Annotated in this window: 23 protein-coding genes; 13 read left to right on the top strand and 10 right to left on the bottom strand. The window is 59.9% G+C overall.

All coding sequences use genetic code 11. From position 1 onward, the window contains the following. Positions 1-18: 18 nt before the first annotated feature. On the bottom strand, positions 19-288 hold the full coding sequence (locus K0H47_RS13140; RefSeq protein ID WP_219272870.1) for a PepSY domain-containing protein: 270 nt from the start codon (positions 286-288) through the stop codon (positions 19-21). A 150-nt stretch (positions 289-438) separates the two neighbouring features. On the opposite strand from K0H47_RS13140, the gene K0H47_RS13135 reads away from it, so the two are divergent. The 7 genes from K0H47_RS13135 to K0H47_RS13105 all read left to right on the top strand — a co-directional run bounded on the left by K0H47_RS13135 (position 439) and on the right by K0H47_RS13105 (position 6,435). Next, positions 439-1,434 (top strand): FecR family protein, encoded by a 996-nt coding sequence (locus tag K0H47_RS13135; protein WP_218264390.1) that lies wholly within the window; start codon positions 439-441, stop codon positions 1,432-1,434. Between the two features lie 319 nt (positions 1,435-1,753). Next, positions 1,754-2,200 (top strand): hypothetical protein, encoded by a 447-nt coding sequence (locus K0H47_RS13130; protein WP_063029516.1) that lies wholly within the window; start codon positions 1,754-1,756, stop codon positions 2,198-2,200. A gap of 1 nt (position 2,201) precedes the next feature. Further along, a complete protein-coding gene (locus K0H47_RS13125; RefSeq protein ID WP_218264389.1) occupies positions 2,202-2,759 on the top strand; it encodes an adhesin in 558 nt (185 codons plus the stop codon). Between the two features lie 79 nt (positions 2,760-2,838). Next, entirely contained in the window at positions 2,839-3,543 is a 705-nt protein-coding gene (locus tag K0H47_RS13120) for a hypothetical protein (RefSeq protein ID WP_081253133.1), read from the top strand. Between the two features lie 61 nt (positions 3,544-3,604). Further along, positions 3,605-4,285, top strand: coding sequence for a C39 family peptidase (locus tag K0H47_RS13115; RefSeq protein WP_017477050.1), 681 nt, complete (start codon positions 3,605-3,607; stop codon positions 4,283-4,285). A gap of 37 nt (positions 4,286-4,322) precedes the next feature. Next, complete coding sequence (locus K0H47_RS13110) at positions 4,323-5,072, top strand: hypothetical protein (RefSeq protein ID WP_093209307.1); 750 nt, start codon at positions 4,323-4,325, stop codon at positions 5,070-5,072. A 49-nt stretch (positions 5,073-5,121) separates the two neighbouring features. Next, positions 5,122-6,435: a hypothetical protein gene (locus K0H47_RS13105; protein WP_063029509.1), complete on the top strand. Its 1,314-nt coding sequence runs from the start codon at positions 5,122-5,124 to the stop codon at positions 6,433-6,435. A 65-nt stretch (positions 6,436-6,500) separates the two neighbouring features. On the opposite strand, the gene K0H47_RS13100 is transcribed toward K0H47_RS13105, so the two are convergent. Next, positions 6,501-7,829, bottom strand: a complete 1,329-nt coding sequence (locus K0H47_RS13100; protein WP_063029507.1) for a sigma-54 dependent transcriptional regulator — start codon at positions 7,827-7,829, stop codon at positions 6,501-6,503. Positions 7,830-8,171: 342 nt separating this feature from the next. On the opposite strand from K0H47_RS13100, the gene K0H47_RS13095 reads away from it, so the two are divergent. After that, positions 8,172-8,432 carry a hypothetical protein gene (locus tag K0H47_RS13095; RefSeq protein ID WP_063029505.1) on the top strand — a complete coding sequence of 87 codons (261 nt, stop codon included), beginning with the start codon at positions 8,172-8,174 and terminating at the stop codon, positions 8,430-8,432. 137 nt (positions 8,433-8,569) lie between these two features. Here the strand turns inward: K0H47_RS13095 and K0H47_RS13090 are convergent, their stop codons facing one another. The 3 genes from K0H47_RS13090 to gnd are packed head-to-tail and all read right to left on the bottom strand — an operon-like array spanning position 8,570 to position 11,918. Further along, positions 8,570-9,394, bottom strand: a complete 825-nt coding sequence (locus tag K0H47_RS13090) for a Cof-type HAD-IIB family hydrolase (protein WP_063029503.1) — start codon at positions 9,392-9,394, stop codon at positions 8,570-8,572. After that, the gene (gene zwf / locus K0H47_RS13085; RefSeq protein ID WP_219272868.1) at positions 9,391-10,914 is read right to left on the bottom strand and encodes a glucose-6-phosphate dehydrogenase; all 1,524 of its coding nucleotides are present in this window, start codon (positions 10,912-10,914) and stop codon (positions 9,391-9,393) included. Before zwf ends, K0H47_RS13090 begins: the two co-directional genes overlap by 4 nt. After that, complete coding sequence (gnd, locus tag K0H47_RS13080) at positions 10,911-11,918, bottom strand: phosphogluconate dehydrogenase (NAD(+)-dependent, decarboxylating) (protein WP_269458737.1); 1,008 nt, start codon at positions 11,916-11,918, stop codon at positions 10,911-10,913. The genes zwf and gnd overlap by 4 nt, the downstream gene beginning before the upstream one ends. Positions 11,919-12,162: 244 nt before the next feature. Between gnd and K0H47_RS13075 the strand changes: the two genes are divergently transcribed. The 4 genes from K0H47_RS13075 (at position 12,163) to K0H47_RS13060 (ending at position 17,010) form a co-directional block, all read left to right on the top strand. Beyond that, complete coding sequence (locus K0H47_RS13075) at positions 12,163-12,339, top strand: DUF6026 family protein (protein WP_256124662.1); 177 nt, start codon at positions 12,163-12,165, stop codon at positions 12,337-12,339. A gap of 156 nt (positions 12,340-12,495) precedes the next feature. After that, on the top strand, positions 12,496-14,238 hold the full coding sequence (locus tag K0H47_RS13070; protein WP_201140255.1) for a phosphoethanolamine transferase CptA: 1,743 nt from the start codon (positions 12,496-12,498) through the stop codon (positions 14,236-14,238). Between the two features lie 156 nt (positions 14,239-14,394). Next, a complete protein-coding gene (locus K0H47_RS13065; protein WP_219272867.1) occupies positions 14,395-16,644 on the top strand; it encodes a TonB-dependent siderophore receptor in 2,250 nt (749 codons plus the stop codon). Between the two features lie 150 nt (positions 16,645-16,794). Beyond that, positions 16,795-17,010 carry a hypothetical protein gene (locus tag K0H47_RS13060; RefSeq protein ID WP_201140259.1) on the top strand — a complete coding sequence of 72 codons (216 nt, stop codon included), beginning with the start codon at positions 16,795-16,797 and terminating at the stop codon, positions 17,008-17,010. 97 nt (positions 17,011-17,107) lie between these two features. On the opposite strand, the gene K0H47_RS13055 is transcribed toward K0H47_RS13060, so the two are convergent. The 4 genes from K0H47_RS13055 to K0H47_RS13040 form a co-directional block, all read right to left on the bottom strand. Further along, positions 17,108-17,599 carry a GNAT family N-acetyltransferase gene (locus K0H47_RS13055; protein WP_063029491.1) on the bottom strand — a complete coding sequence of 164 codons (492 nt, stop codon included), beginning with the start codon at positions 17,597-17,599 and terminating at the stop codon, positions 17,108-17,110. A 97-nt stretch (positions 17,600-17,696) separates the two neighbouring features. Then, positions 17,697-18,824, bottom strand: a complete 1,128-nt coding sequence (gene zapE, locus K0H47_RS13050; RefSeq protein WP_177027566.1) for a cell division protein ZapE — start codon at positions 18,822-18,824, stop codon at positions 17,697-17,699. A 22-nt stretch (positions 18,825-18,846) separates the two neighbouring features. Beyond that, on the bottom strand, positions 18,847-19,188 hold the full coding sequence (locus K0H47_RS13045; protein WP_219272865.1) for a nuclear transport factor 2 family protein: 342 nt from the start codon (positions 19,186-19,188) through the stop codon (positions 18,847-18,849). A 51-nt stretch (positions 19,189-19,239) separates the two neighbouring features. Then, on the bottom strand, positions 19,240-19,956 hold the full coding sequence (locus tag K0H47_RS13040) for a YafY family protein (RefSeq protein WP_177027568.1): 717 nt from the start codon (positions 19,954-19,956) through the stop codon (positions 19,240-19,242). Between the two features lie 184 nt (positions 19,957-20,140). On the opposite strand from K0H47_RS13040, the gene K0H47_RS13035 reads away from it, so the two are divergent. Beyond that, complete coding sequence (locus K0H47_RS13035; protein WP_219272863.1) at positions 20,141-21,196, top strand: aldo/keto reductase; 1,056 nt, start codon at positions 20,141-20,143, stop codon at positions 21,194-21,196. 139 nt (positions 21,197-21,335) lie between these two features. On the opposite strand, the gene K0H47_RS31065 is transcribed toward K0H47_RS13035, so the two are convergent. Then, positions 21,336-21,769: aminopeptidase N C-terminal domain-containing protein (locus K0H47_RS31065; RefSeq protein ID WP_257626660.1), on the bottom strand; the 434-nt coding region annotated here is incomplete at its 5' end.

The raw sequence follows: 21,769 nt of genomic DNA, 5'->3' as shown, positions 1-21,769 counted from the left end.
CGCACCCTGTCAGCTCATTCAGTCTTTCTGATCACGCAACACATTGCCCGACTCACCGTCGATGCGGAACTCATAGACGACGCCATCGGCCTTGCGCCCCTCACCTTCCCAGTAGCCGTCGTTATCGGCTTCGATCTTGTAGATCTCGACGTAGCCGGCTTTGGTCTTGGCGGTCTCGAAGGCTTTTTCAATGGTGATCCAGCCTGCGCCTGGTTTGTCCGCGAGGGCGGCTCCAGCACTGAACAAGGCGGTGGTTGCGACAATGGCGGCTAAGGTTTTCTTAAGCATTTTCGTGCTCCATTAGGGATTGAGTGTTAGCTGTCCTGATTTTTAGGGCCTTGCAGACGAGAATTAGTTCCAATTGATGTGCATTCGCCATGATGGTTGTTCTCGCCGTCCTGCTGTGGAGGTTAGAATGTGCGAAATCAGGATGAGTTAATGACAGATAAGTCCCTATCAGAAGCCGAATATGACGCCATCACCGATGCCGCTGCGCACTGGTGCATGCGTCTGCATGCCAGCGATTGCACGACGGCCGAGCGTCGGGCCTTCGAACAGTGGCACGATACGCATCCACTGCATGCCTTCGAATACGCGGCGATGCTGGAAATCTGGGACGTTGCCGATCACCTGCCCCGCAGCGAACCCGCCCCTGCCGTGGTGCGAGTCCAGCCTCGCCGCCGTTTAAGCAACTACGCAGTAGCGGCGGCGATATGCCTGGTGGCCTTGCCACTGGCGGCCTTCACCGGCTGGGAAGCCGGTTGGTTGCCCAGCGCCTATAAGCATTACGAAACCGAAAACAGCCTGCGCCAGGTCACCCTCGATGATGGCAGCCAGGTTGAGCTGAACCTGGGTACCGAGCTGGTCTACAGCCATTACAAAGACCAGCGCCGGGTCACCCTGAAAAAGGGTGAGGCGTTTTTCAACGTCAGCCATGACCCGCAACACCCCTTCATTGTCCACGCCGGCGACGGTCAGGTTCGGGTGACCGGCACTCAGTTCAACGTGTGGAAATACGAAGACCATGTGCGGGTCATGCTGCTGGAGGGCTCGGTGCTGGTGAGCAGCGATGACGCCCACAGCGGCCTGCGCCTGTCGCCCGGGATGCAGGCCAGCTACAACCGTGGCGACGCCAGCCCCCTGGCCCAGCCAATTGCCCCGGGCGACACGGCCCTGGCCTGGCGTGAAGGCAAGCTGATCCTCGACAACCTGGCCCTGGCCGACGCGTTGCCGTTGATCAACCGCTACCTGAGCAAACCGGTGATGCTGGCCGACGCCGGCACCGGCGCGATCCGCATTGGTGGCATCTACAACATCAACGAGGTGTCCAACCTCGTCCCCTCCCTGCCCAAGGTCCTGCCGGTCTACCTGACCCAGAACCAGGACGGCAACCCCGTACTCAATTCGATTCCGCGTAAAACACCAAAGGGCTGACCCTGGAGGCAGGGCGCATGCCCTCCTCCACGGACGTTCTCTGCCTGGAACTGTCCACTTTTGAAACACTTGCACCGGCTGAGCTGACAGCCGGCTGCGGGCTGCCAGGTTTATGGCGGCCGGTGTTTCATTCCTGAGACAGCTGCCGAGCGAGTTGAACGCGGGCCGGGTGTCTCACCGTTGAAACACATCCCGCCGGCCTTTCTTTTTCAGCGCCTCCAACCCTTTGAATTAATTAACAAAACAAAAAGCGGCACAGCTCCTGCTCTCTTCCTGACAACGCTGTTTAGGGTCAGCGCCAAGAATAAGGAATGCCGTCGTGAAGACACTTAATCCAGGCTCATTGAGCCTCCTGCTGATCAGCTGTGTACTGAGTACCAGCGTGAGCCTCCCAGTGCTCGCGGCAGGCGACGGCGTGATCGTGATTCAACGCACCGTCCACGGCCACATGGCCGGCCGCTCTGCCGGCGTTGACCCCAACCCCACTACCGTGAACGCCAACCCGGCTCCCCAGATCCTGCGGGCCACCAGCGAGCTGAGCGACAACGACTACGCCAACATCAGCAGCGGCTCCAGCATCACTCGCGCCATCCTGCCTGGCGGCAACCTGCCCGGCCTGACCAACAACGGTGGCGGCGCGGGTCTCGGTGGTGGTGCAGCGGCCGGTCATGGCGGCGGCTCCAGTCTCTCCGGCCAGATCAACGGCTCAATCTCCCGTGGCATGGCGCCCCTGAACAACATCGGCAGCCTGATGGGGGGCCAATGAGATGAAACATTCCTGGTTATTCCTCGCGATCCTGGGCTGCTCGGCCGCCATGGCTGACAACAGCGCAGTGATCGACAACTCCGGCAAGCAATACAACGGCGTCGTCTCGATCAACCAGGCGGCCGGCGATCAGCAGCAACAACTCAACAGCCGCGCCATTTCAACAGGCACTAACACCCAGGCTGGCGGCTCGATCAGCCAGACCCTCGGCGGCGCACCAGCCGACCGCTCCCAGAGCGCCAAAGTAGCGATCCAGGGCAACTCTTTCAGCAATGGCAACGGTGTGCTGGGCGTCAACCAGTCGGCCGGGGCCAACAACCAGATGATCAATGCCGTGCGGATCAGCGTAAACGCTGGCCCGCAAAGCATCGACGACAGCGCCATGTCGCAACAGAACGTGGCGCTATCACCAAACTCAGGGTTCACCTCTACCACTGGCAGCCGCCAGGTCGTCACAAGCGACCAGGCCTTCACCGGCAGCCGTGGAGTGGTACAGGTGAATCAGAGTGCCGGGGTGGGGAACCGCATGGCTAACGCCCTGAACGTACAGATCCAATGATTCATTGGAGCTTGAAGCTGGACCGTACCAACACTTAACCAACTAATTAGAAGCAAGGGGAAATACCATGAAAACTACAATGGCTCTTAAACCACTGGCCTTCGCTCTCGCTGCAATCGTCGCCAGTGCCGCACACGCCGGTGGCTATCACCACCCTCAACCTGCTCCTACCTCGGTAGTGGCAGCGGTTTCCGATGCACAGTCGACCAGCAGCAACAAAGTGCTCAACCTCGGCACTCAGAACAACGCATCGGCCAACAACTCGTTGAACGGCAGCAGCGGCAACGCCCAGGCCAACATCGCCGCCGGCGACGGCAACCAACAAGATAACCAGACAGCCATTGCCGCCGGCGATGCAGCTACCGTGTTTGCCCTGGGCACCATTACCCAAGACAACCACAACAACACCTCGATCCAGGTGGCTACCCACAACAACGCGTCGCTCAACAACTCGGCCAACGGCAGCTCCGGCAACCTGGGTGTGAACGCTGCGTCGGGTAACTTCAACCAACAGAAAAACCAACTGGCAATTGCTACTGCCAGTGGTGCCGCCGCCGCTGCATCGAGCAACACCACTCAAACCAGCGTCGACAACACCTTCCTCAATACCGTGGCTACTCAGTCCGGCCACTGGGGCAGCACCACCTACCTGCCTGTCGTGAACAACGCCAGCGCCAACAACTCGCTTAATGGCTCTTCGGGCAACCTGGGCGCCAACATTGCTGCAGGCGTGGGCAATCAACAGGGCAACACCACTGTGATTTCCTCCGGCGTACGTTTCTGATGCAACGGGGCCTTGGCAACAAGGCCCCTTTTTATTCCAGTGTCCACCAGGCCATTCGATCATGCGGATCATCGCCCTCACCCTCCTGTTATTGCTCACCGGCCCGACTTGGGCGGGGCAAATGGCGATTGCTGCCATGCCCGGCGGTGGCGTGATCTTCAAGAAGGTCGAGAGCATCCGTGAACGCAAGTTCGCCAACCTGGTGGAACAGAAAACCGATTTCAGCTGCGGTGCCGCCGCCCTGGCCACCATCCTGCGCCAGGCCTACTGGATGGATGTGGATGAAGACCACATCATCAAAGGCATGTTGGTCAACGCCGATCAGGACCTGGTCCGCACCCAGGGTTTCTCCATGCTGGACATGAAGCGCTACCTGGAAAGCATCGGCATGCGCGCCCGGGGTTACCGGATCAACGCCGACACACTGCTCACGGTGAAAATCCCGGTGGTGGTGCTGCTGGAGATCCGTGGCTACAAGCACTTCGTGGTGATGCAGCGTGCCGACAAGGACTGGGTCTACATCGGCGACCCGGTATTGGGTCACAAACGCTATGCCAAGGACGACTTCGTCAAAGGCTGGAATGGCATCGTCTTCGCCGTACTGGGCGAAGGCTATGACAAAACCAACGTGCTGCTTGACCCGCCCACACCGCTGACCGCCAAAAACAGAATCAATGAGTTCAGTCCGGTTCGGGACAGTGAGTTGATGGACTTCGGTTTTATCCAGAGCGACTTCTTCTAGAAGCGCAATAAGGAGCAGGACGCTCCAGGAGCAAACGATGAACACTTACCGTTGGCTGACGGTCATGTGCCTGGCAGCCTCAATGCCCGCTTACGCGTCATCGGTGTTCAAGCCGATTGAAATAAGGGACTCGGAACTGGCCGACTTGCGCGGCCGCTACGTCATGCCGGGGCGGATCATCAGCTTTGGCATCGTGATGAGCAGCACCTGGACCAATGCCGCCGGCGACAGCGTGACCGGCTCGGCCAGCATGAACGTCAACGCGTCGACCGTCACCCCGCAGTTTTATGTACAGGTAACCGACAGCCCCACCAAAGTCTCGCCCAACCAACCCAATGGCACCGGTACGGTGGTCGGTGGCGCAGGCCTGGGCAGTGGCCAGGGCGTGACCCAAAGCGTGCGCGCCGCCGGCGATGGCAACACCGCCAGCAATAACGTGAATATCCATGTGAACCAGAACGGCTTGTCACCGGCCAATATCGTGCAATCCGGGCAAGCGCTGGTGGCTGGCCAATCGGTCACCGGCAGCACCGGCGCCGGCCAGGTCACGGTATCGGCCGCCAATGGCGGGCTGCAAATGGCGATCCTGGCCAACAACAACCAAGGCAACTCGTTGCAGCAGATCGGCGCTGGCAATGTCTTGCAAGGCACGGTTTTGCAGGGTAACAGCAACTTTGTGAGCAACATGACGCAGCTCAATGTGGTGCTGGGCAACAACGGTTTGAACAATTTGGGTCAGAACCTAAACCTGAATCAGCTCAAGGGCCTTCGCCCTAACGGATATTGAACTACGCTGTGCCTCGACACTTGCGCATTAGAAAGGGACGGCTTATTTCATGCATCGATCGCTATCGCTCCGGGCTGTAATTTGTTTAAGCACGCTCCTGCCCGCATCCATGTTGTATGCAGCGCCGGACGCCGACATCGACACATTGAAAAAGGAATTGCTGGAACTCAAGCAACGCTACGAAGTGCAGCAAAAAGCACTGGCGGTGCTGGAACAACGGGTACGCCAGGTTGAAGAACAGCCGGCGGCCCCGCCGCCGAAACGCCTGGCCAAATCCCCGGCAGATTTCCAGAAAGGCGGCACCACCGTGGCGGGCAACACGCCTGGCGTCGGCGCGGCTGCGGCCTCGGGCGGTGCAGCCGGTGGCGCATCCTACGGCCAGTCCCTCAAGGACGATTCAGCCCCGGCGCAGAGCGTGAGCAACCTGTATAACGAAGCCAGCGGATTCTTTGGCAACGGCAAGTTCAGCTTCGAAACCGGCGTGACCTATTCCCGTTATGACGCGCGCCAGTTGACCCTCAACGGCTTTTTGGCGCTGGACTCGATCTTCCTCGGCAACATCAACCTGGACCGGATCAAGTCCGATAACTGGACCGTCGACCTCACGGGCCGCTATAACCTCGACAACCGTTGGCAGTTCGACGTGAACGTGCCGGTGGTATACCGCGAGTCAACCTACCAGTCCGGCGGTGCCAACGGCGGCAGCGGCACGGCGACCTCGGAACAATCGGTCACGCGTAATCCAACCATTGGTGACGTCAACTTCGGGATTGCCTACAAGTTCCTCGACGAAAGCGTCAACCTGCCGGATGCGGTGGTATCGGTGCGGGTCAAGGCGCCCACCGGCGAGGACCCGTTTGGCATCAAGCTGATCCAGTCGCCGAGCAACACCAACCTCTATGTGCCGGAAAACCTGCCGACCGGCAACGGCGTGTGGTCGATCACGCCGGGGATTTCGCTGGTCAAGACCTTCGACCCTGCCGTGCTGTTTGGCTCGCTGTCGTATACCCATAACATCGAGGACTCGTTCAGCGATATCAGCTCCAACCCTGTCGAGAAAGTCCCCGGCAAGGTACAGCTGGGCGACAGCTTCCAGATCGGCGCAGGCGTGGCGTTTGCGTTGAACGAGAAGATGAGTATGTCGTTCTCGGTGTCCGACCTGGTGCAACGCAAGAGTAAGCTCAAGCCGGATGGCGGCGACTGGCAGTCGGTGGTTTCCAGCGACGCCAACGCGGGTTACTTCAACGTGGGCATGACGATTGCGGCGACCGACAACCTGACGATCGTGCCGAACCTGGCCATCGGGATCACGCCGGATGCGCCTTCGTTCAGCTTCAGCCTGAAGTTCCCGTACTACTTTTAAGGCGTGACAACGGGAAAAGCCCCGCAACGATAAAGGTCGTTGCGGGGCTTTTCGGTTTACCCGCCCTAGCGGATCTGGTGTTTGTGCAGCAACCGGTAGAACGTCGGCCGGGAAACCCCCAGCACACGGGCCGCGACACTCAGGTTGTCGCTGTGCCGGTTGAGCACATCGCACAGCGCCTGACGTTCGGCACGGTGCTTGTAATCTTCCAGTGTAGCCATCGGCAGCGCGATTGCCTGCTGGCTTTGCAGTCCCAGATCAACGGCTTCGATTTGCCGCCCTTCAGCCAGTACCAGGCCACGCCGCACGCGGTTGGCCAACTCCCGCACATTGCCCGGCCAACCGTGCTCGCCCATGGCCACCAGCGCGTCTTCACTGAAGCTGCGGGGACGCCGGCCGGTTTCCTGGCTGTAGAAGTGTGAGAAGTGGTTGGCCAGCATCGCCACGTCACCATGGCGCTCGCGCAACGGCGCAGTCACCACTTGCAGGACGTTAAGCCGGTAATACAAGTCTTCCCGAAAGGCGCCCTTTGCCACCGCGGCTTCCAGGTCAACGTGGGTGGCTGCCAATACGCGCACATCCACCGGAATCGGCTGGCTGCCGCCGACGCGCTCGATCTGTTTTTCCTGGAGAAAACGCAGCAGGTTGGCTTGCAGCTCCATGGGCAAGTCGCCGATCTCATCGAGAAACAACGTGCCGCCGTGCGCCGCCTCGATCCGCCCGATCTTGCGCTGATGGGCACCGGTAAAGGCACCCTTCTCATGGCCAAACAGTTCGGACTGGATCAGGTGCTCGGGGATCGCCCCGCAATTGATCGCCACAAACGGTTTGGCGTGGCGCTGGGATTGGCGATGCAGGGTGCGGGCGACGAGTTCCTTACCGGTGCCGCTGTCGCCGCGAATCAACACCGGGGACTCCGTCGGCGCCAGTTTGGCGAGCAGTTTGCGCAGTTCGCGAATGGGGCGGCTGTCGCCCAGCAATTCATGTTCCGGCTGGCCGGCAGGCGCGTTGTTGCCCTTGCCCCGCAGGCGCGCCATGCCAAAGGCGCGGCCCAGGGTGACCTGCACCCGGGACACATCGAACGGCAAGGTATGGAAATCGAAGAACCACTCGCAGACAAAATCGCCGACATTCTGCAGGCGCAGCACTTCCTGGTTAAGCACGGCAATCCACTCGGTGCCGCTGCGGCTGATCAGCTCCTTGACCGCTTCAGGCCGCTCCAGATGGAACGGCTGCAGGCGCAACAATCCCACGTCGCAGGAGCGCTCACCCACCGACTCGAGGGCACAGCTGTCCACGTCCCACCCCGCGGTGCGCAAACCCGGTAATAGCCCGTGGCAGTCATCACAGGGATCGACCACAAGCAGACGGCGCGGCGCAGGTGCAACAATCATGACTATTCCTTGGCGTCAAAATCGTTAAAGTTATTCAAAAACAGTTATTTGGAAAGCCTGCTGGCAACACTAGCAAGATTTTGACGCGACCTTTGTACCCATTCGTTATAAGCCGCACACAAACCTGCCCTTTTCCAACAGTCGGGTGCGGTCAAATGTCGCGGCGTAACTTTCATGAGGCTTTCAACATAGCCCCTTACATGACTTTAATCAGGGAAAGTTAAAAAATCTTCTTCTAACATGTGACCCGTACCCGGTGATCGTGCATCAGTACAAGTAACCAGTCGTTAGGCACGCCCAACCAACGACTTCACTTGAATGGGCATTTAGAGAGAAGACCCCATGAACGCCCCGCTCCGCATCAACGAAGCTCTTTTGATCGCAGACCGTGCTTTCCAGCCCTTTCAATGTGTGGCCTGGCACGACGGCAACGGCGCCCTGAGCCTGAGCGTCATCGACCGCACCAATACCCGTATCGGTAGCAAGCAGCTGTCTTCCAGCACTTATTCCGACCCGGCACAGCTCGAGGACTTGCTGTTGCAGGCCCGCGCTGAACTCGATAAAGATGGCTATCAGTTGCAATCCTGGGCAATGCCCAAGTAACTGAAACTCGTGCGGGGCGGCACCAGAAAGTGTGCCGCTGGACTGCGCAGTATATTGACCAGTAATAACACGAGTAGATAGTCAGCTATGCAAGTTGCAACTTTGCATAGCTGACTACTTATTAGTGGGGTTGCCAATCAATCGGCTGAGAGAATAAACCGCTCTATGGCTTCCGCCGCACCGTCATCGACATTACTGCCGGTTACGACGCTGGCCTGGCGCTTGACCACTTCTTCGGCCTGACCCATGGCGATCGACAGCCCCGCCACGTGAAACATCGCCGGGTCGTTGCCGCCATCGCCGATGGCCGCCGTCTGTTCCAGCGGCACACCGAGGTGCGCCGCGAGGGTCTTCAAGGCTTCGCCCTTGTTGGCCTTCATCGCGGTCACATCCAGGAACACCGGCTGCGAGCGAGACACCTGCGCCAACCCCTCGACCCTCGGCTGCAACTGCGCCTCAAGCTCGATCAGCAGCTGGGTATTGGTACTGGCCGCCACAATCTTGTCGACCCGATCCAGGAACGGCTCGAAACTCTCCACGACGATTGCCCCATAACCCAGGCCATGTTCCTCGCGAACCGCCATCGGCCCGCCAGGATCTCGGCGCAGCCAGTCACCGTCGGCAAACAGCCAGACTTCCACGTCCGGCTGCGGCGTAAACAAGGCCAACGCCACCAGCGCCGCTTCTGCCGGCAAGTGATGCGCCACCAGAATACTGCCGTCGGGATTGACCAGCGTGCCGCCATTAAAGCCGGCAATGGGCACATCGATGCCTAGTGCTTCGACCTGCTGACGCATGGCCTTGGGCGGTCGCCCGCTGGCCAGGCTGAAAAACACCCCGGCCGCGCGCAAGGCGCGAACCGTATCAATGGTGCGCTGGCTGAGGCTGTGATCCGGATGCAGCAACGTGCCGTCCATATCACTCAACACAAACCGGATGGGTTGACTCGGCAAGTCGCTCATCCGAGGCTATGCCAGCTGCGGCCATCGCGGGCCAGCAATGCATCGGCCGCCGCCGGGCCATCCTCACCCGCCTTGTAGGCCTGGATGCCGTCATCCTGCTTCCACGCATCAAGGAAAGGCTGCACCGCACGCCAGCCGTTTTCGATATTGTCGGCGCGCTGAAACAAGGTCTGGTCGCCGGTCATGCAGTCGTAGATCAGGGTTTCGTAACCCGTCGATGGCTGCATCTCGAAGAAGTCCTTGTAGGCAAAACCCAACTCCACGTTGGCCATGTCCAGGGTCGGCCCAGGCTTTTTCGCCAGCAGGTCGAACCACATGCCTTCGTTCGGCTGGATCTGGATCTTCAGGTACGTCGGCTTGAGTTCATCGACCTCAGTGTCGCGGAACTGCGCATAAGGCGCCGGCTTGAAGCAGATGATGATCTCGGTGTCGCGGATGCTCATGCGCTTGCCGGTGCGCAGGTAAAACGGCACACCCACCCAGCGCCAGTTGTCGATCATCACCTTGAGGGCGACGAAGGTCTCGGTGCTGCTGTCGGGCGCAACGTTGGCCTCTTCACGGTAACCCGGCAGTTGCTTGCCGGCGACTTCACCGGCGGTGTACTGACCGCGCACCGAGTTGGCCCGTGCGTCTTCCAGCGACCAGGGCCGTATGGCCCCGATAACCTTGGCCTTCTCGCCCCGCACCGCATCGGCGCCAAAGGCGGCTGGCGGTTCCATGGCGACCATCGCCAGCAATTGGAACAGGTGATTGGGCACCATGTCCCGCAACGTGCCGGTGTGTTCGAAGAAGCTGCCACGGGTTTCCACGCCGACGGTCTCGGCGGCGGTGATTTGCACGTGGTCAATGTAGTGGTTGTTCCAGAACGCCTCGAACAGCACGTTGGAAAAACGGCTGATCAAGATGTTCTGGACGGTTTCCTTGCCCAGGTAATGGTCGATGCGATAGATCTGCTTTTCGCTCATCACTTTGAGCAGGCAGGCGTTCAGCGCTTCGGCGGTGGCGAGGTCCGAGCCGAAAGGCTTTTCGATCACCACCCGGCGGAACGCCTCCGGGGTTTCTTCGAGCAAGCCGGCAGCGCCGAGGCGCTGCACCACTTCGGCGAAGAAACGCGGCGCAGTCGCCAGGTAGAACACCGCGTTGCCGGTGCCACTGTCAGCGATCTTCTTGCCGATGTCGGCATAGGTGCCGTCGTCGAGGAAGTCACCCTCGACGTAGCTGATGCCCTTGGCCAACTGAGCCCACAATTGCGGGTCCAGGCCGTCATCGCCGTTGCCCTTGACCTTGCTGGCGGCCTCGGTGCGAATGAAGTCCTCGAGTTTCTTGGCGAAATCGGCGTCGCTGATGGCGTTGTGATCAACGCCCACGATGCGCAAGCCGTTACCCAGCAGTCCATCACGACTGAGGTTGTACAGCGCCGGCATCAGCAGGCGCTTGACCAAATCACCATGGGCACCAAACAGAAACAGTGTGGTGGGCGGAGCGGGTTCGGCCTTGGGTTTCTTGCCGTTGGCGGTCATTTTTTGGGAGTCTCCACATGGCCGCCAAAGCCGAAGCGCATGGCAGAAAGCATTTTGTCGCCATAAGTACTTTGCTGGCGGGAGCGGAAGCGCGCGAACAGCGAGTTCGACAGCACCGGTACCGGTACCGATTGCTCCATGGCGGCTTCGATGGTCCAGCGGCCTTCGCCACTGTCGGCGACCGAGCCGGAATAACCGTCGAGCTTCGGATCGGTGGCCAGGGCGTCGGCAGTCAGGTCCAGCAGCCAGGACGACACCACACTGCCACGACGCCAGACTTCGGCGATGTCGGCAACGTTGAGGTCGAAGCGCTGGTCTTCCGGCAGGTTTTCCGAGTTTTTGGTCTTGAGGATGTCGAAACCTTCGGCGAAGGCCTGCATCATCCCGTACTCGATGCCGTTGTGGATCATCTTGACGAAGTGCCCGGAACCGGCAGGCCCCGCGTGGATGTAGCCGCGCTCGGCACGGCTGTCAGCTGCAGCAGAACGGTCCTTGGTGCGCGGGATGGTACCCAGGCCCGGCGCCAGGCTTTCGAAGATCGGGTCCAGCAGCTTAACGGTCTCGGCATCGCCGCCGATCATCATGCAGTAGCCGCGCTCCAGGCCCCAGACACCGCCGGAGGTGCCGACGTCGACGTAGTGCAGGCCTTTTTCCGACAAGGCCTTGGCCCGGCGGATGTCATCCTTATAGAAGGTGTTGCCGCCGTCGATGATCACATCACCGTCTTCCAACAGATGGCTCAATTCTTCAATGGTGTTTTCGGTCGGGTCGCCTGCCGGCAGCATCACCCAGATCGCCCGAGGCTTTTGCAGCCCGGCCACCAGGCCTGCCAGGTCAGCGACGCCCGTGGCGCCCTCGCCTGCCAGACCTTTTACGAATGCTTCATTGCGGTCGTAAACCACGGTGGTATGCCCATTGAGCATCAGGCGCCGCGCAATGTTGCCACCCATGCGGCCTAGTCCAATAATCCCCAGTTGCATGTGCTGATGCTCCTTACTACGAATAAATGTGTGTCACAGTTTATAGCGCAATGAGGCTAATGAGGGTTAGTCCAGAGCGGATTGGCATAGTTTCATGACAAAAAGTGGCCATCCTTTAGCCTTCAGTGGGTTAAAAGTCACAACGACCATCAAAAATAAAAAAGTTCCCTTCACTTAAAAAAGAATTCAGAATTGCCCCGACTGTTGCCGAGGGCCTCGAATCAAGCGCTCTGGCACCGCGATACACCGGCTATTTGCGAGGTAAGCAATGAGCACTGCACACATGACCCGTCCGCCCCAGACCCTCTATGTCACCATTCGCCGCGATGAATTGCGCCAGTTGAAAGACGAGCGCGATCAACTGCAGCAGGAAGTCATGCGTCTGCGCTCGCACTTGCAGGGCCAGCTCAATCAGCCGTCCGGCACCCAGCCCGCCGTTTGCTGAACGTGAGCTGAACGAACCGTTCAGGAATAACTCACGAAGTTTTCACATCCTCATCCCGATACTCCCGCCGAATCGGGCCGCGCCACGTGCGCTGGCCCTCTGTTGACGTGCATCCCTGCGCGTTGACACTGAAAAATTATCGGGTTGGAGCGCTGGATGGCGATGTTCAAACGCAGCACTACGTCTGCGAAAGGTTTTGATTGGGCCGGCCTCGGCTGGATGTTCCTGTTCTTCTGGTATTTCTCGGGCATTACCCAACTGCTGATCCAACTGACCGGCACCTCCGGCTTCAGCGGTTTCCGCCAGGCATTTTTCATGAGCGCCCTGTGGCTGGCGCCGATGCTGCTGTTCCCGCGTCGCGCGCGCCTGGTGGCAGGGTTGATTGGCGTGGTGCTGTGGGCCTGTTCCATGGCCAGCCTGGGTTATTTCTTCATCTACCAGCAGGAATTCTCCCAAAGCGTCATCTTCATCATGTTCGAGTCGAACATCTCTGAAGCGGGCGAGTACGCCACCCAATACTTTGCCTGGTGGATCGTGCTGGCGTTCATTGCTCACACCGCCATGGCCGTTTTCCTGTGGACCCGCGTACGCCCGGTGTACCTGCCGCGCGGCCAGGCCATGCTGGCGGCTGCCGCAATCGTGATTGCCATCGTCGGTTACCCGCTGGTCAAGCAGATCGCCAAGAGCGAGACCATGGAACTGGCCATCGACCGCTTTGAAACCCGCATCGAGCCGGCAGTGCCATGGCAGATGATCGTCGCCTACCGCCGCTACACCGAACAACTGGATAACATGCAAGGCATGCTCACCAGCGCCAGCAAGATCCCGCCCTTGACCAACCTCAAAGACAGCATGGCCGGCCAGCCGTCGACCCTGGTGCTGGTGATCGGCGAGTCCACCAACCGCCAGCGCATGAGCCTGTATGGCTACCCGCGCAACACCACGCCGGAGCTGGACAAGCTGCGGGACCAACTCGCGGTGTTCGACAACGTCATCACCCCGCGCCCGTACACCATCGAGGCGCTGCAACAGGTGCTGACCTTCGCCGACGAAGAAAACCCGGACCTGTACCTCAAGACGCCGTCCATCGTCAGCGTGATGAAGCAGGCCGGCTACAAGACCTTCTGGATCACCAACCAGCAGACCATGACCAAGCGCAACACCATGCTCACGACCTTTTCCGAACAGGCCGACGAGCAGGTGTACCTGAACAACAACCGTAACCAGAATGCGCGCCAGTACGACGGCGATGTGCTGGAGCCTTTTGCCAAAGCGATGTCCGACACCGCCGAGCGCAAATTCATCGTGGTGCACCTGCTGGGTACCCACATGAGCTACCAGTACCGCTACCCGCCGACCTTCGACAAGTTCACCGACCGCCAAGGCGTGCCCGACGCGATCAGCGACGCGCAGCTGCCGACCTACAACAGCTACGACAACGCAGTGCTGTACAACGACTTCGTGGTGTCGAGCCTGATCAAGGACTATGCCAAGACTGACCCCAACGGCTTCCTGCTGTACCTGTCCGACCACGGTGAAGACGTGTTCGACTCGGCCGGCCACACCACCCTGGGCCGCAACGAAGGCAAGCCGACGGCGCCGATGTACACCATTCCGTTCATGGCCTACGCATCGCCCAAGTGGCGTGAAAGCCATGACTGGAGTTTTGCCGGTGACTTGCAGCGTCCCTACACCAGCTCGCAGCTGATCCATACCTGGGCCGACATGGCAGGGTTGAGCTTCGATGAACTGGACCACAGCAAGAGCCTGGTCAGCGACAGCTTCAAGCCCCGGCCGCGGCTGATTGGCGATCCGTATGCACGCCAGCAAAAACCGCTGATTGATTTCAGCCTGATCAAGTCCAAGCAAACCGACGCCGCCAACGTGGTCCTCAAGTAGCTTGAATCCCCCGGGTTTCATCCGCGCAATGCGGTGAAACCCGACTTGGCCGCCAGCGCCAAGATAATAATTATTCTCGTTTATCGCTAAAGTTCCCCGCCTCCTTTCGTCTTTGAGCCAATGGCATTTTTCATAGACGACAAGGAGTTCGCCGCGATGTTCGCGCCTATTACCCGTTCCATGACCTTGACCCTGGGCCTCTTCAGCGTGGTGCTGAGCCCGGACCTGCTGGCTGAAAACGACCCCGATCAGGAATCGCATGCGCCGGCCAAAGCCCTGGAACTGGGCAGCACCCGCATCACCGCCGACAGCCTTGGCGCCAACACCGAACACACCGGTGCCTACACCACAGGCTCAATGAGCACCGCCACCAAGTTGAACCTGTCCATCAAGGAAACGCCGCAGTCGGTCTCGGTGATCACCCGCCAACAGATGGACGACTTCAACCTCAACACCCTGACCGAAGTGATGCGCCAGACCACCGGCGTAGTGGTGCAGCACCTGGACTCCGACCGGGTGGGCTACTCCTCACGCGGCTACGGCATCACCAATTTCCAGATTGACGGCATGCTCAACACCTTCGGCCGCATGAAGTCCGATGCCGACACCATCATCTACGACCGGGTCGAAGTGGTCCGCGGCGCCACCGGCCTGACCACCGGCGCCGGTGATCCGTCGGCCACGGTCAACATGGTGCGCAAACGCCCGACCGCACAGTGGCAGGCGAAGACTGGCATCAGTGGCGGCTCCCATGACAATTACTACAGCTACCTGGACGTCGGCGGCCCCTTGGCGTTTGATGGGCGCCTGCGCGGCCGTACGGTGCTCGCCTACCGCGACAGCCAGTCCTATCGCGACAACTACGCACTGCAACGGGAAGTCGGCTACGGCATCCTTGAAGGCGACCTCACCGACGACACGGTGCTGGCGGTGGGCTTTGATTATCAGAACAAGCACGTGCAAGGCACCGCGTGGGGCACCTTGCCCTACTGGAACAGCGACGGCAGCAAAGCCAAGCTGCCCCGCTCCGCCAACATCGCGGCTCATTGGAGTTCCTGGCCGCTGAAAGACGAAACCACCTTCGCCACCCTCGACCACCGACTGGCCGGTGATTGGCACCTGAAGGCGGCCTACACCCACCGCGAAAGCGACACCGACGGCAAGGTTTACTACGGCGGCTCAGGCTTTCCCAACGCCGACCGCAGCGGCATGACAGCCTGGACCAGCCACATGCTCGGCACGTCGAAAATGGATGTGGTGGACTTGAACCTGGCTGGCTCCTATTCCCTGCTGGGTCGTGAGCACGAATTGATGGTGGGTTACGGCGAGTCCGAACAGCGCGATTCTTCGCCACACCTGCGCGACGGTCCGGTGCCGAAGAATTACACCAGCATCGACGACTGGAAACATATGGGCGGGATCGGCAAATTCCCCGACGCCAATACCGGCCTCAAGGGCGAACAAGGCAGCACCCGGCAAAAGGCCGGCTACCTGGCCACCCGCCTGAGCCTGACTGACCGCTTGCATGCTGTATTGGGCAGCCGTTATGGCAGTTGGGAGATCGAGAGCACCACGTACAACTACGATCAGGACACCGACCAGTTCCTCGGCACCTCAAAATCCAGCCAGACCCACAACGACATGTGGACGCCCTACGCCGGCCTGCTCTACGACTTGACCCCGGAGTACACCGTCTACGCCAGCTACACCGATATCTTCAACCCGCAAGAGCAGCGTGACGCCGGCAAGCAATACCTGGAGCCGGTGGTGGGCAGCAACTATGAAGTGGGCATCAAGGGCAGCCTGCTGGAAGAACGCCTGAACCTGGCAGCCGCGTATTTCTGGAGCAAGCAGGACAACGTCGCGGAACTGGACAGTTCGACGCCACCGGATCCAGATACCGGCGAGCAGTTCTTCGCGTCGGGCGGCAAAGGCAACAAAGTGCAGGGCTTCGAGATAGAGGTTTCCGGAGAGGTTCGCCCCGACTGGAACCTGACCGCAGGCTACACCTACACCCACTCCCTCAACGGCGACAAGCAGCGCAATAACACCCACCTGCCGCTGAACCTGCTCCGGGTGTCCACGGCCTATCGCCTGCCCGGCGAATGGCATGCGCTGACAGTAGGCGGCGCGGTGAATTGGCAGAGTGATTTCTACGACTTTGCCTATCGCCCCGTGGGCAGGGACTCCAGTGGAACGTTGATCAGGGAGCAGGCCCGTATCACTCAGCAGGCCTATACCGTGGTCAACCTGATGTCCCGCTATGAGTTCGATGACCACTTGTCAGCATCAATTAATATCAACAACCTATTTGATAAAAAATATTACGAGCGTGTCGGCTTTTATAACGGCGTGTATTGGGGAGACCCGCGCTCCATCAGCCTTGCATTGGATTGGAAGCTCTGAATTCATCATTGCGAAAGAGTGGAAGTTAACGAAATCGTTAACTTTCGGTCAGCGCGAGGTTAACCCTTACTTAATATCATTGGCTCACAGTCTCCCCATCCCGCCGCTGATGACAACGCGCGGACCCAACACACTTACTGAGACACTGCCATGAAATTTTCGACTGTTATCCTTGCCGGCCTGATGACCATGACTTCCGTAGCCGCCTTTGCAGAAGGCGGATCAGAGCGCTCGAAGGAGTTTTACAACAACTTCACCTTCGTTCAGGAACAGACTCACGGTGCTGCCCAGCAAACCGCAATGGCTGACGGCAAGACTGCAAAACCTGCCACTGCCGATCAAACTACCACGACCCCTAACACCTGATTTACCCGTAACACCCTGTGCTATTCCGCTCTGATAGCTAAGGTTTATTTGGCGCCACTTGCTGGCGCCTTTTTTCCTTTAATTAAATAAACATTAATTAAAGCGGTTTACTCCAAAACAACATGCGGCCATGCTCCGCATCAAATACTGCATCGCCGAATCCAAACTTTCGATAAGCCGACTGCGCCACGCCATTGCCTTCAAGCACCTCGAGGGTGATCTTGCAGCAGCCGCGCTGACGAGCAATTTCCTCGACCTTTTGCAGCATCTTCTGACTCAACCCCAGGCCGCGAAATTTATCCATCACCACCACGTCGTGCACGTTGACCAGCGGACGGCAAGCAAAGGTGGAAAACCCTTCAAAGCAGTTCACCAGACCCGCCGGCGTGCCGCCGACAAAGGCCAGCACGCTGAACGCATGGGCACGCTTGGCCAACTCCGCCGGCAGTTGCTGCAAACGGTCGGCCGGCAAGCTTTGGCCACCGCCCATGGGGTCTTCGGCGTAATGATTGAGCACCAGGCCAATGGCCTCGGCGTGTACCGGATTGGTGTAGCTGGCTTGCAGCACCAGGATGTCTGCGGTGTCCATTTCCTTCCTCGTTAACGGTGCAACAGGGACTCGGTCCCCATAAAAGGGCTCGATTGTAAGCATGGAGCAGGCATTAGATGAAGGAGATTAACTACATTTACCCGCGTGAAAGCGCGCCAGGCTCGCCAAACCGCGCCAGCTGCATCTCCTGCAGGCGGCTCAGAGTGCGGCGAAATGGAAACTCCAGGTAACCCTCGGTATAGAGGCTTTCCAGAGGTACCTTGGCCTCGATATACAGCGGCACCTTGCGGTCGTAGCACTCGTCCACCAGGGCGATGAACCGCCGGACGCTATCGTCATGCACCGACAGTTCCGGCAGCTCCCGATCACCGGCGTCCACTCGTTCGGCAGCGTCTTCGGTGCCACGGGCGATTCGTCCCGGACGCTTTTGTGCGCTCAGATTCGGCACCTCGCCGAGCAAAATGGCCTTGAACCGATCACACAGCAGCATGAAATCCATGGCGGCCAACGGCTGTTCGCATAGATCGGCATAACGACACCACAGCGCCGTCTCACTGGACTGCACCGCCACGATGGAGCGGTAGCCGACCGCAACCGGCGCGCTGCTCACCGCCTGCCCATGGCTCAACTGGCGAAACACCTCGGCCAACGCGTCGGGCTGATCAACCCAGTAACGCTGCAGCGCGGCCCCTGGATGCAGGCGATGATCTTCCCCGCCATCCACTGCCACCACCCGCATATGCCGTTTGATGGCCTCGATTCCCGGCAGGAAACGATCGCGATTGAAGCCATCGGCGTACAGCTGGTCCGGTGGCTGGTTGGACGTGCAGACCATCACCACGCCTTCCTCGAACATCACTTGAAACAGCCGGCCGAGAATGATCGCGTCACCAATGTCATTGACGAACAGCTCATCAAAACACAGCACCCGCACTTCCCGGCTCAGTTCACGGGCCAGGGCCTGCAAGGGGTCGTGGGTGCCCGTCAGTTGGAACGAGCGCTGGTGCACCCAGCCCATGAAGTGATGAAAATGCTGGCGCCGCGCTGGAACTCGCAGACTTTGGTAGAACTGGTCCATCAGCCAGGTCTTACCCCGGCCGACCGGGCCCCACAGGTACACCCCGGTGATAGGCCCATGCCCGTGATGCAGGGCCTGGTGGCAGTCTTGCAGGGCTTGCACCGCCTCACGCTGGGCGTCGTCGGGGACGAAACCCTGTTCGGTGATGGCGTGCTGGTAGGCGGCGAGTGGCGAGTCGAAAGTCATGCCCGGCAGTATGCCATGACGGCTACAGGGAAATATCCAATCGGGAAATCTTGCCTTGCTCGTTGAGGCGGAAGGTATAGCGCAGCTCCAGTGGGCTGCCGGGAAAGCTGCCGGTGATCAGGTTGCTGACCAGTACTTTGCCCGTGCGGTGCTGCACTTTCAGCACCTGGACCTTGGGCTGGTAGCGGCGCCCGGTGTCTTCCATCCAACGCGCAATGGCGGCGGTACCGACCTGGTGCTCGCCTTCATCGAACACGTTGGCATCTTCGGCAAAACAGTCGGCGACCAAGGATGTGTCGCCGGCATTCGCAGCGGCAATGTAGGTCGCAATCGCCGGGGCCAGCTCGAGGGTGGGTTGGGACATGGTGACAGCTCCTTGTTAGTGATTATGGAGCCATGCTAAAGCAGCGTTGTGTCAGTTCTTGTCAGGAGTGAACGGCCCGGATTCGTTCTGTTCCATCAGCTTGCGCCAGCCCCGCAGCCAGTCGCTGCGCCGCCCCGGATAACGCTCGCCGTGAAGGCTGGCGGCGGCCACGCGGTCGGTGCGGAAGGTGCGATAGGCCCCACGCAATTCGCACCATGCGACGATCACCCGCACTTCGTTGAGAAAACCCAGGGCCAGCGGCCAGATCAGGCGCTGGCTGGCGGTCTGGCTGGCATCGGCGTAATCGATGTGCAGCTTGGCCTGGCCGCGAATGGCCTCGCGAAACACATTCAACGGCACGCGGTTTTCCGGGTAGCCGAACCCTGGCGGGCCCGGCAGCAAGGTGGGATTGCGCAACGCTTCCTGGGCCGCAGGATCAAGCACGTCAGCAATCTTCGCCAGGGCATTCGCCGCCGCCTGGCTCAGTACGTCATCACCGCGCTGATCGACATACCGCAAGCCCAGCACGATGGCTTCGGTCTCGTCGGCGTTGAGCATCAGCGGCGGCAGGAACAGACCCGCACGCAGCACATAACCCACGCCCGCCTCGCCATAGATCGGCGCGCCCAACGCCGTCAGCTCGGCGATGTCGCGGTACAGCGTACGTTCGGAAATCTCCAATTCCGCCGCCAGCACGGCGGCCGTCACGGGGCGCTTCTTACTCCGCAGGACTTGCAACAAGGTCAGCAGACGACTGGTACGCGACACGTTGATCACGCTCGAAAAAAGGAAGGTGGCGAAGCTTAGCAGAGGCCTCTGTCAGAAAGTGTCAGGAGCAGACGCCCTGCCCTTCAACGGCAAAAAAAGCCGCTTGACGAAAAATATGACTCACATCATATTAAATAGATGTTGCAAAACATTTAAATCAAACCACAGCGTCAGGAGTTCTCGTATGCGCAATAAAGTCTTTGGCCGTCGCAGCGGCCTGCGGGTTTCAGAGCTGGCCCTGGGTACCGCCAACTTCGGTACAGGCTGGGGCCACGGCGCCGAGCGCGAAGAATCCAAGCGGATTTACGACGGCTACCTTGAGGCCGGCGGTAATTTCCTCGATACCGCCAACGGCTACCAGTTCGGCCAATCGGAAGTGCTGCTCGGCGAGTTTATTGCGTCGGAACGCGACCGCCTGGTGATCGCCAGCAAGTACACCTTGCGCACCCAGCCTCAAGACGAAGGCACCCTCAAGCTCGGCAATAACCGCAAGAACATGGTGCGCGCCGTCGAAGAAAGCCTGAAACGCCTGAACACCGATCACATCGACCTGTTCTGGGCGCATATCAGCGACAACGTCACGCCGATGGAAGAGATCCTGCGGGGGTTTGATGACCTGGTGCGCGCCGGCAAGATCCACTACGCCGGGCTGTCCAACTTCCCTGCCTGGCGCATTGCCCGCGCCGACCTGCTCGCCGAAGTGCGCGGCTTTGCGCCGCTGGTAGCGATCCAGACCGAATACAGCCTGGCCGAGCGCACCGCCGACCGTGAGCTGCTGCCCATGGCTGAAGCCCTGGGTCTGGCCGCCACGTTGTGGTCACCGCTGGGGGGTGGTTTTCTCACTGGAAAATATCGCAACAGCCAGGACGATACCCGCGCCAGCAAGCTGGGGATTCTGGTTCACGCGGAAAAAAGTGCTCGGGAAACGGCAGTGCTCGACACCTTGCTGGCCGTCGCTGGTGAACTGGACGCCACGCCGACGCACATTGCCATCGCCTGGCTGCGGGAAAAAGCCCGTCGCTCCACCACCGCGCTGATTCCGATTCTGGGCCCGCGCACCCGCGAACAGCTGGATGGCACCCTGGGCGCTTTGAGTGTGCAACTCTCGGCTGAGCAAGTGGCCCGCCTGGACGTTGCCAGCACGATACCGCTGGGGGTGCCCCACGAGATGATCGCGGAGCGTTTCCCGCGCTATACCGACGAAGACGCTCTAGACCTGCGCTGGCCGCCGGTTATCTAAAAACACTTGCTCCCGCTGGACCAGGCTGGCGCTCCAGTGCGTAGCGCTCCCAAGATTTTGGGGCCGCTACGCAGCCCGGCGGGAGCAAGCTCCCTCGCCACATAGACAATGCTCAGCCTTGAGAAAACGGCGGTCTCAGTTACGCAAGGCTCTTGCTCACCACCTCAAACACATCGCTGGACAGCTCGCCCGAAGCGCGAATCCGCTCCAGCTCACCTTTCATCAACGCCTGCCGCGCGCTGTCGTACTTGCGCCAGCGGGTCAACGGCGCCAACTGCCGCGAAGCAATCTGCGGGTTGAAGCCGTTCAACTGGATCACCAGGTCGGCCAGGAACCGATAACCCGAACCATCCGCCGCGTGGAAGTTGATCAGGTTCTGCCCGGCAAACGCGCCCACCAGTGCCCGCACCTTGTTCGGGTTCTTGATGTTGAACGCCGGGTGCTGCATCAACGCCTTGACCCGCTCCAGCGCGCCCGGCAAACCACTGCCCGCCTGCACGCTGAACCACTGGTCCATGACCAGCGGGTTGTCCTTGAAGTTCTCGGCAAACACCGCGAGGGCCTTGGCCTTCT

This window comes from Pseudomonas sp. Xaverov 83, from assembly GCF_019352905.1.
Lineage (GTDB): Bacteria > Pseudomonadota > Gammaproteobacteria > Pseudomonadales > Pseudomonadaceae > Aquipseudomonas > Aquipseudomonas yamanorum.
Note: the sequence above shows the minus strand (reverse complement) of the source record. Positions and strands in the feature narration are given on the sequence as shown.

Bases quoted from the DNA above. Each gene is read 5' to 3' on its own strand.
- K0H47_RS13035 (WP_219272863.1), top strand. From the start codon at position 20,141: ATGCGCAATAAAGTCTTTGGCCGTCGCAGCGGCCTGCGGGTTTCAGAG.
- K0H47_RS13070 (WP_201140255.1), top strand. From the start codon at position 12,496: ATGGCGATGTTCAAACGCAGCACTACGTCTGCGAAAGGTTTTGATTGG.
- K0H47_RS13055 (WP_063029491.1), bottom strand. From the start codon at position 17,599: ATGGACACCGCAGACATCCTGGTGCTGCAAGCCAGCTACACCAATCCG.
- K0H47_RS13135 (WP_218264390.1), top strand. From the start codon at position 439: ATGACAGATAAGTCCCTATCAGAAGCCGAATATGACGCCATCACCGAT.
- K0H47_RS13120 (WP_081253133.1), top strand. From the start codon at position 2,839: ATGGCTCTTAAACCACTGGCCTTCGCTCTCGCTGCAATCGTCGCCAGT.
- K0H47_RS13045 (WP_219272865.1), bottom strand. From the start codon at position 19,188: ATGTCCCAACCCACCCTCGAGCTGGCCCCGGCGATTGCGACCTACATT.
- K0H47_RS13090 (WP_063029503.1), bottom strand. From the start codon at position 9,394: ATGAGCGACTTGCCGAGTCAACCCATCCGGTTTGTGTTGAGTGATATG.
- zapE (WP_177027566.1), bottom strand. From the start codon at position 18,824: ATGACTTTCGACTCGCCACTCGCCGCCTACCAGCACGCCATCACCGAA.
- K0H47_RS13125 (WP_218264389.1), top strand. From the start codon at position 2,202: ATGAAACATTCCTGGTTATTCCTCGCGATCCTGGGCTGCTCGGCCGCC.
- K0H47_RS13060 (WP_201140259.1), top strand. From the start codon at position 16,795: ATGAAATTTTCGACTGTTATCCTTGCCGGCCTGATGACCATGACTTCC.
- K0H47_RS13095 (WP_063029505.1), top strand. From the start codon at position 8,172: ATGAACGCCCCGCTCCGCATCAACGAAGCTCTTTTGATCGCAGACCGT.
- K0H47_RS13065 (WP_219272867.1), top strand. From the start codon at position 14,395: ATGTTCGCGCCTATTACCCGTTCCATGACCTTGACCCTGGGCCTCTTC.
- zwf (WP_219272868.1), bottom strand. From the start codon at position 10,914: ATGACCGCCAACGGCAAGAAACCCAAGGCCGAACCCGCTCCGCCCACC.
- K0H47_RS13140 (WP_219272870.1), bottom strand. From the start codon at position 288: ATGCTTAAGAAAACCTTAGCCGCCATTGTCGCAACCACCGCCTTGTTC.
- K0H47_RS13075 (WP_256124662.1), top strand. From the start codon at position 12,163: ATGAGCACTGCACACATGACCCGTCCGCCCCAGACCCTCTATGTCACC.
- K0H47_RS13100 (WP_063029507.1), bottom strand. From the start codon at position 7,829: ATGATTGTTGCACCTGCGCCGCGCCGTCTGCTTGTGGTCGATCCCTGT.
- K0H47_RS13110 (WP_093209307.1), top strand. From the start codon at position 4,323: ATGAACACTTACCGTTGGCTGACGGTCATGTGCCTGGCAGCCTCAATG.
- K0H47_RS13115 (WP_017477050.1), top strand. From the start codon at position 3,605: ATGCGGATCATCGCCCTCACCCTCCTGTTATTGCTCACCGGCCCGACT.
- K0H47_RS13105 (WP_063029509.1), top strand. From the start codon at position 5,122: ATGCATCGATCGCTATCGCTCCGGGCTGTAATTTGTTTAAGCACGCTC.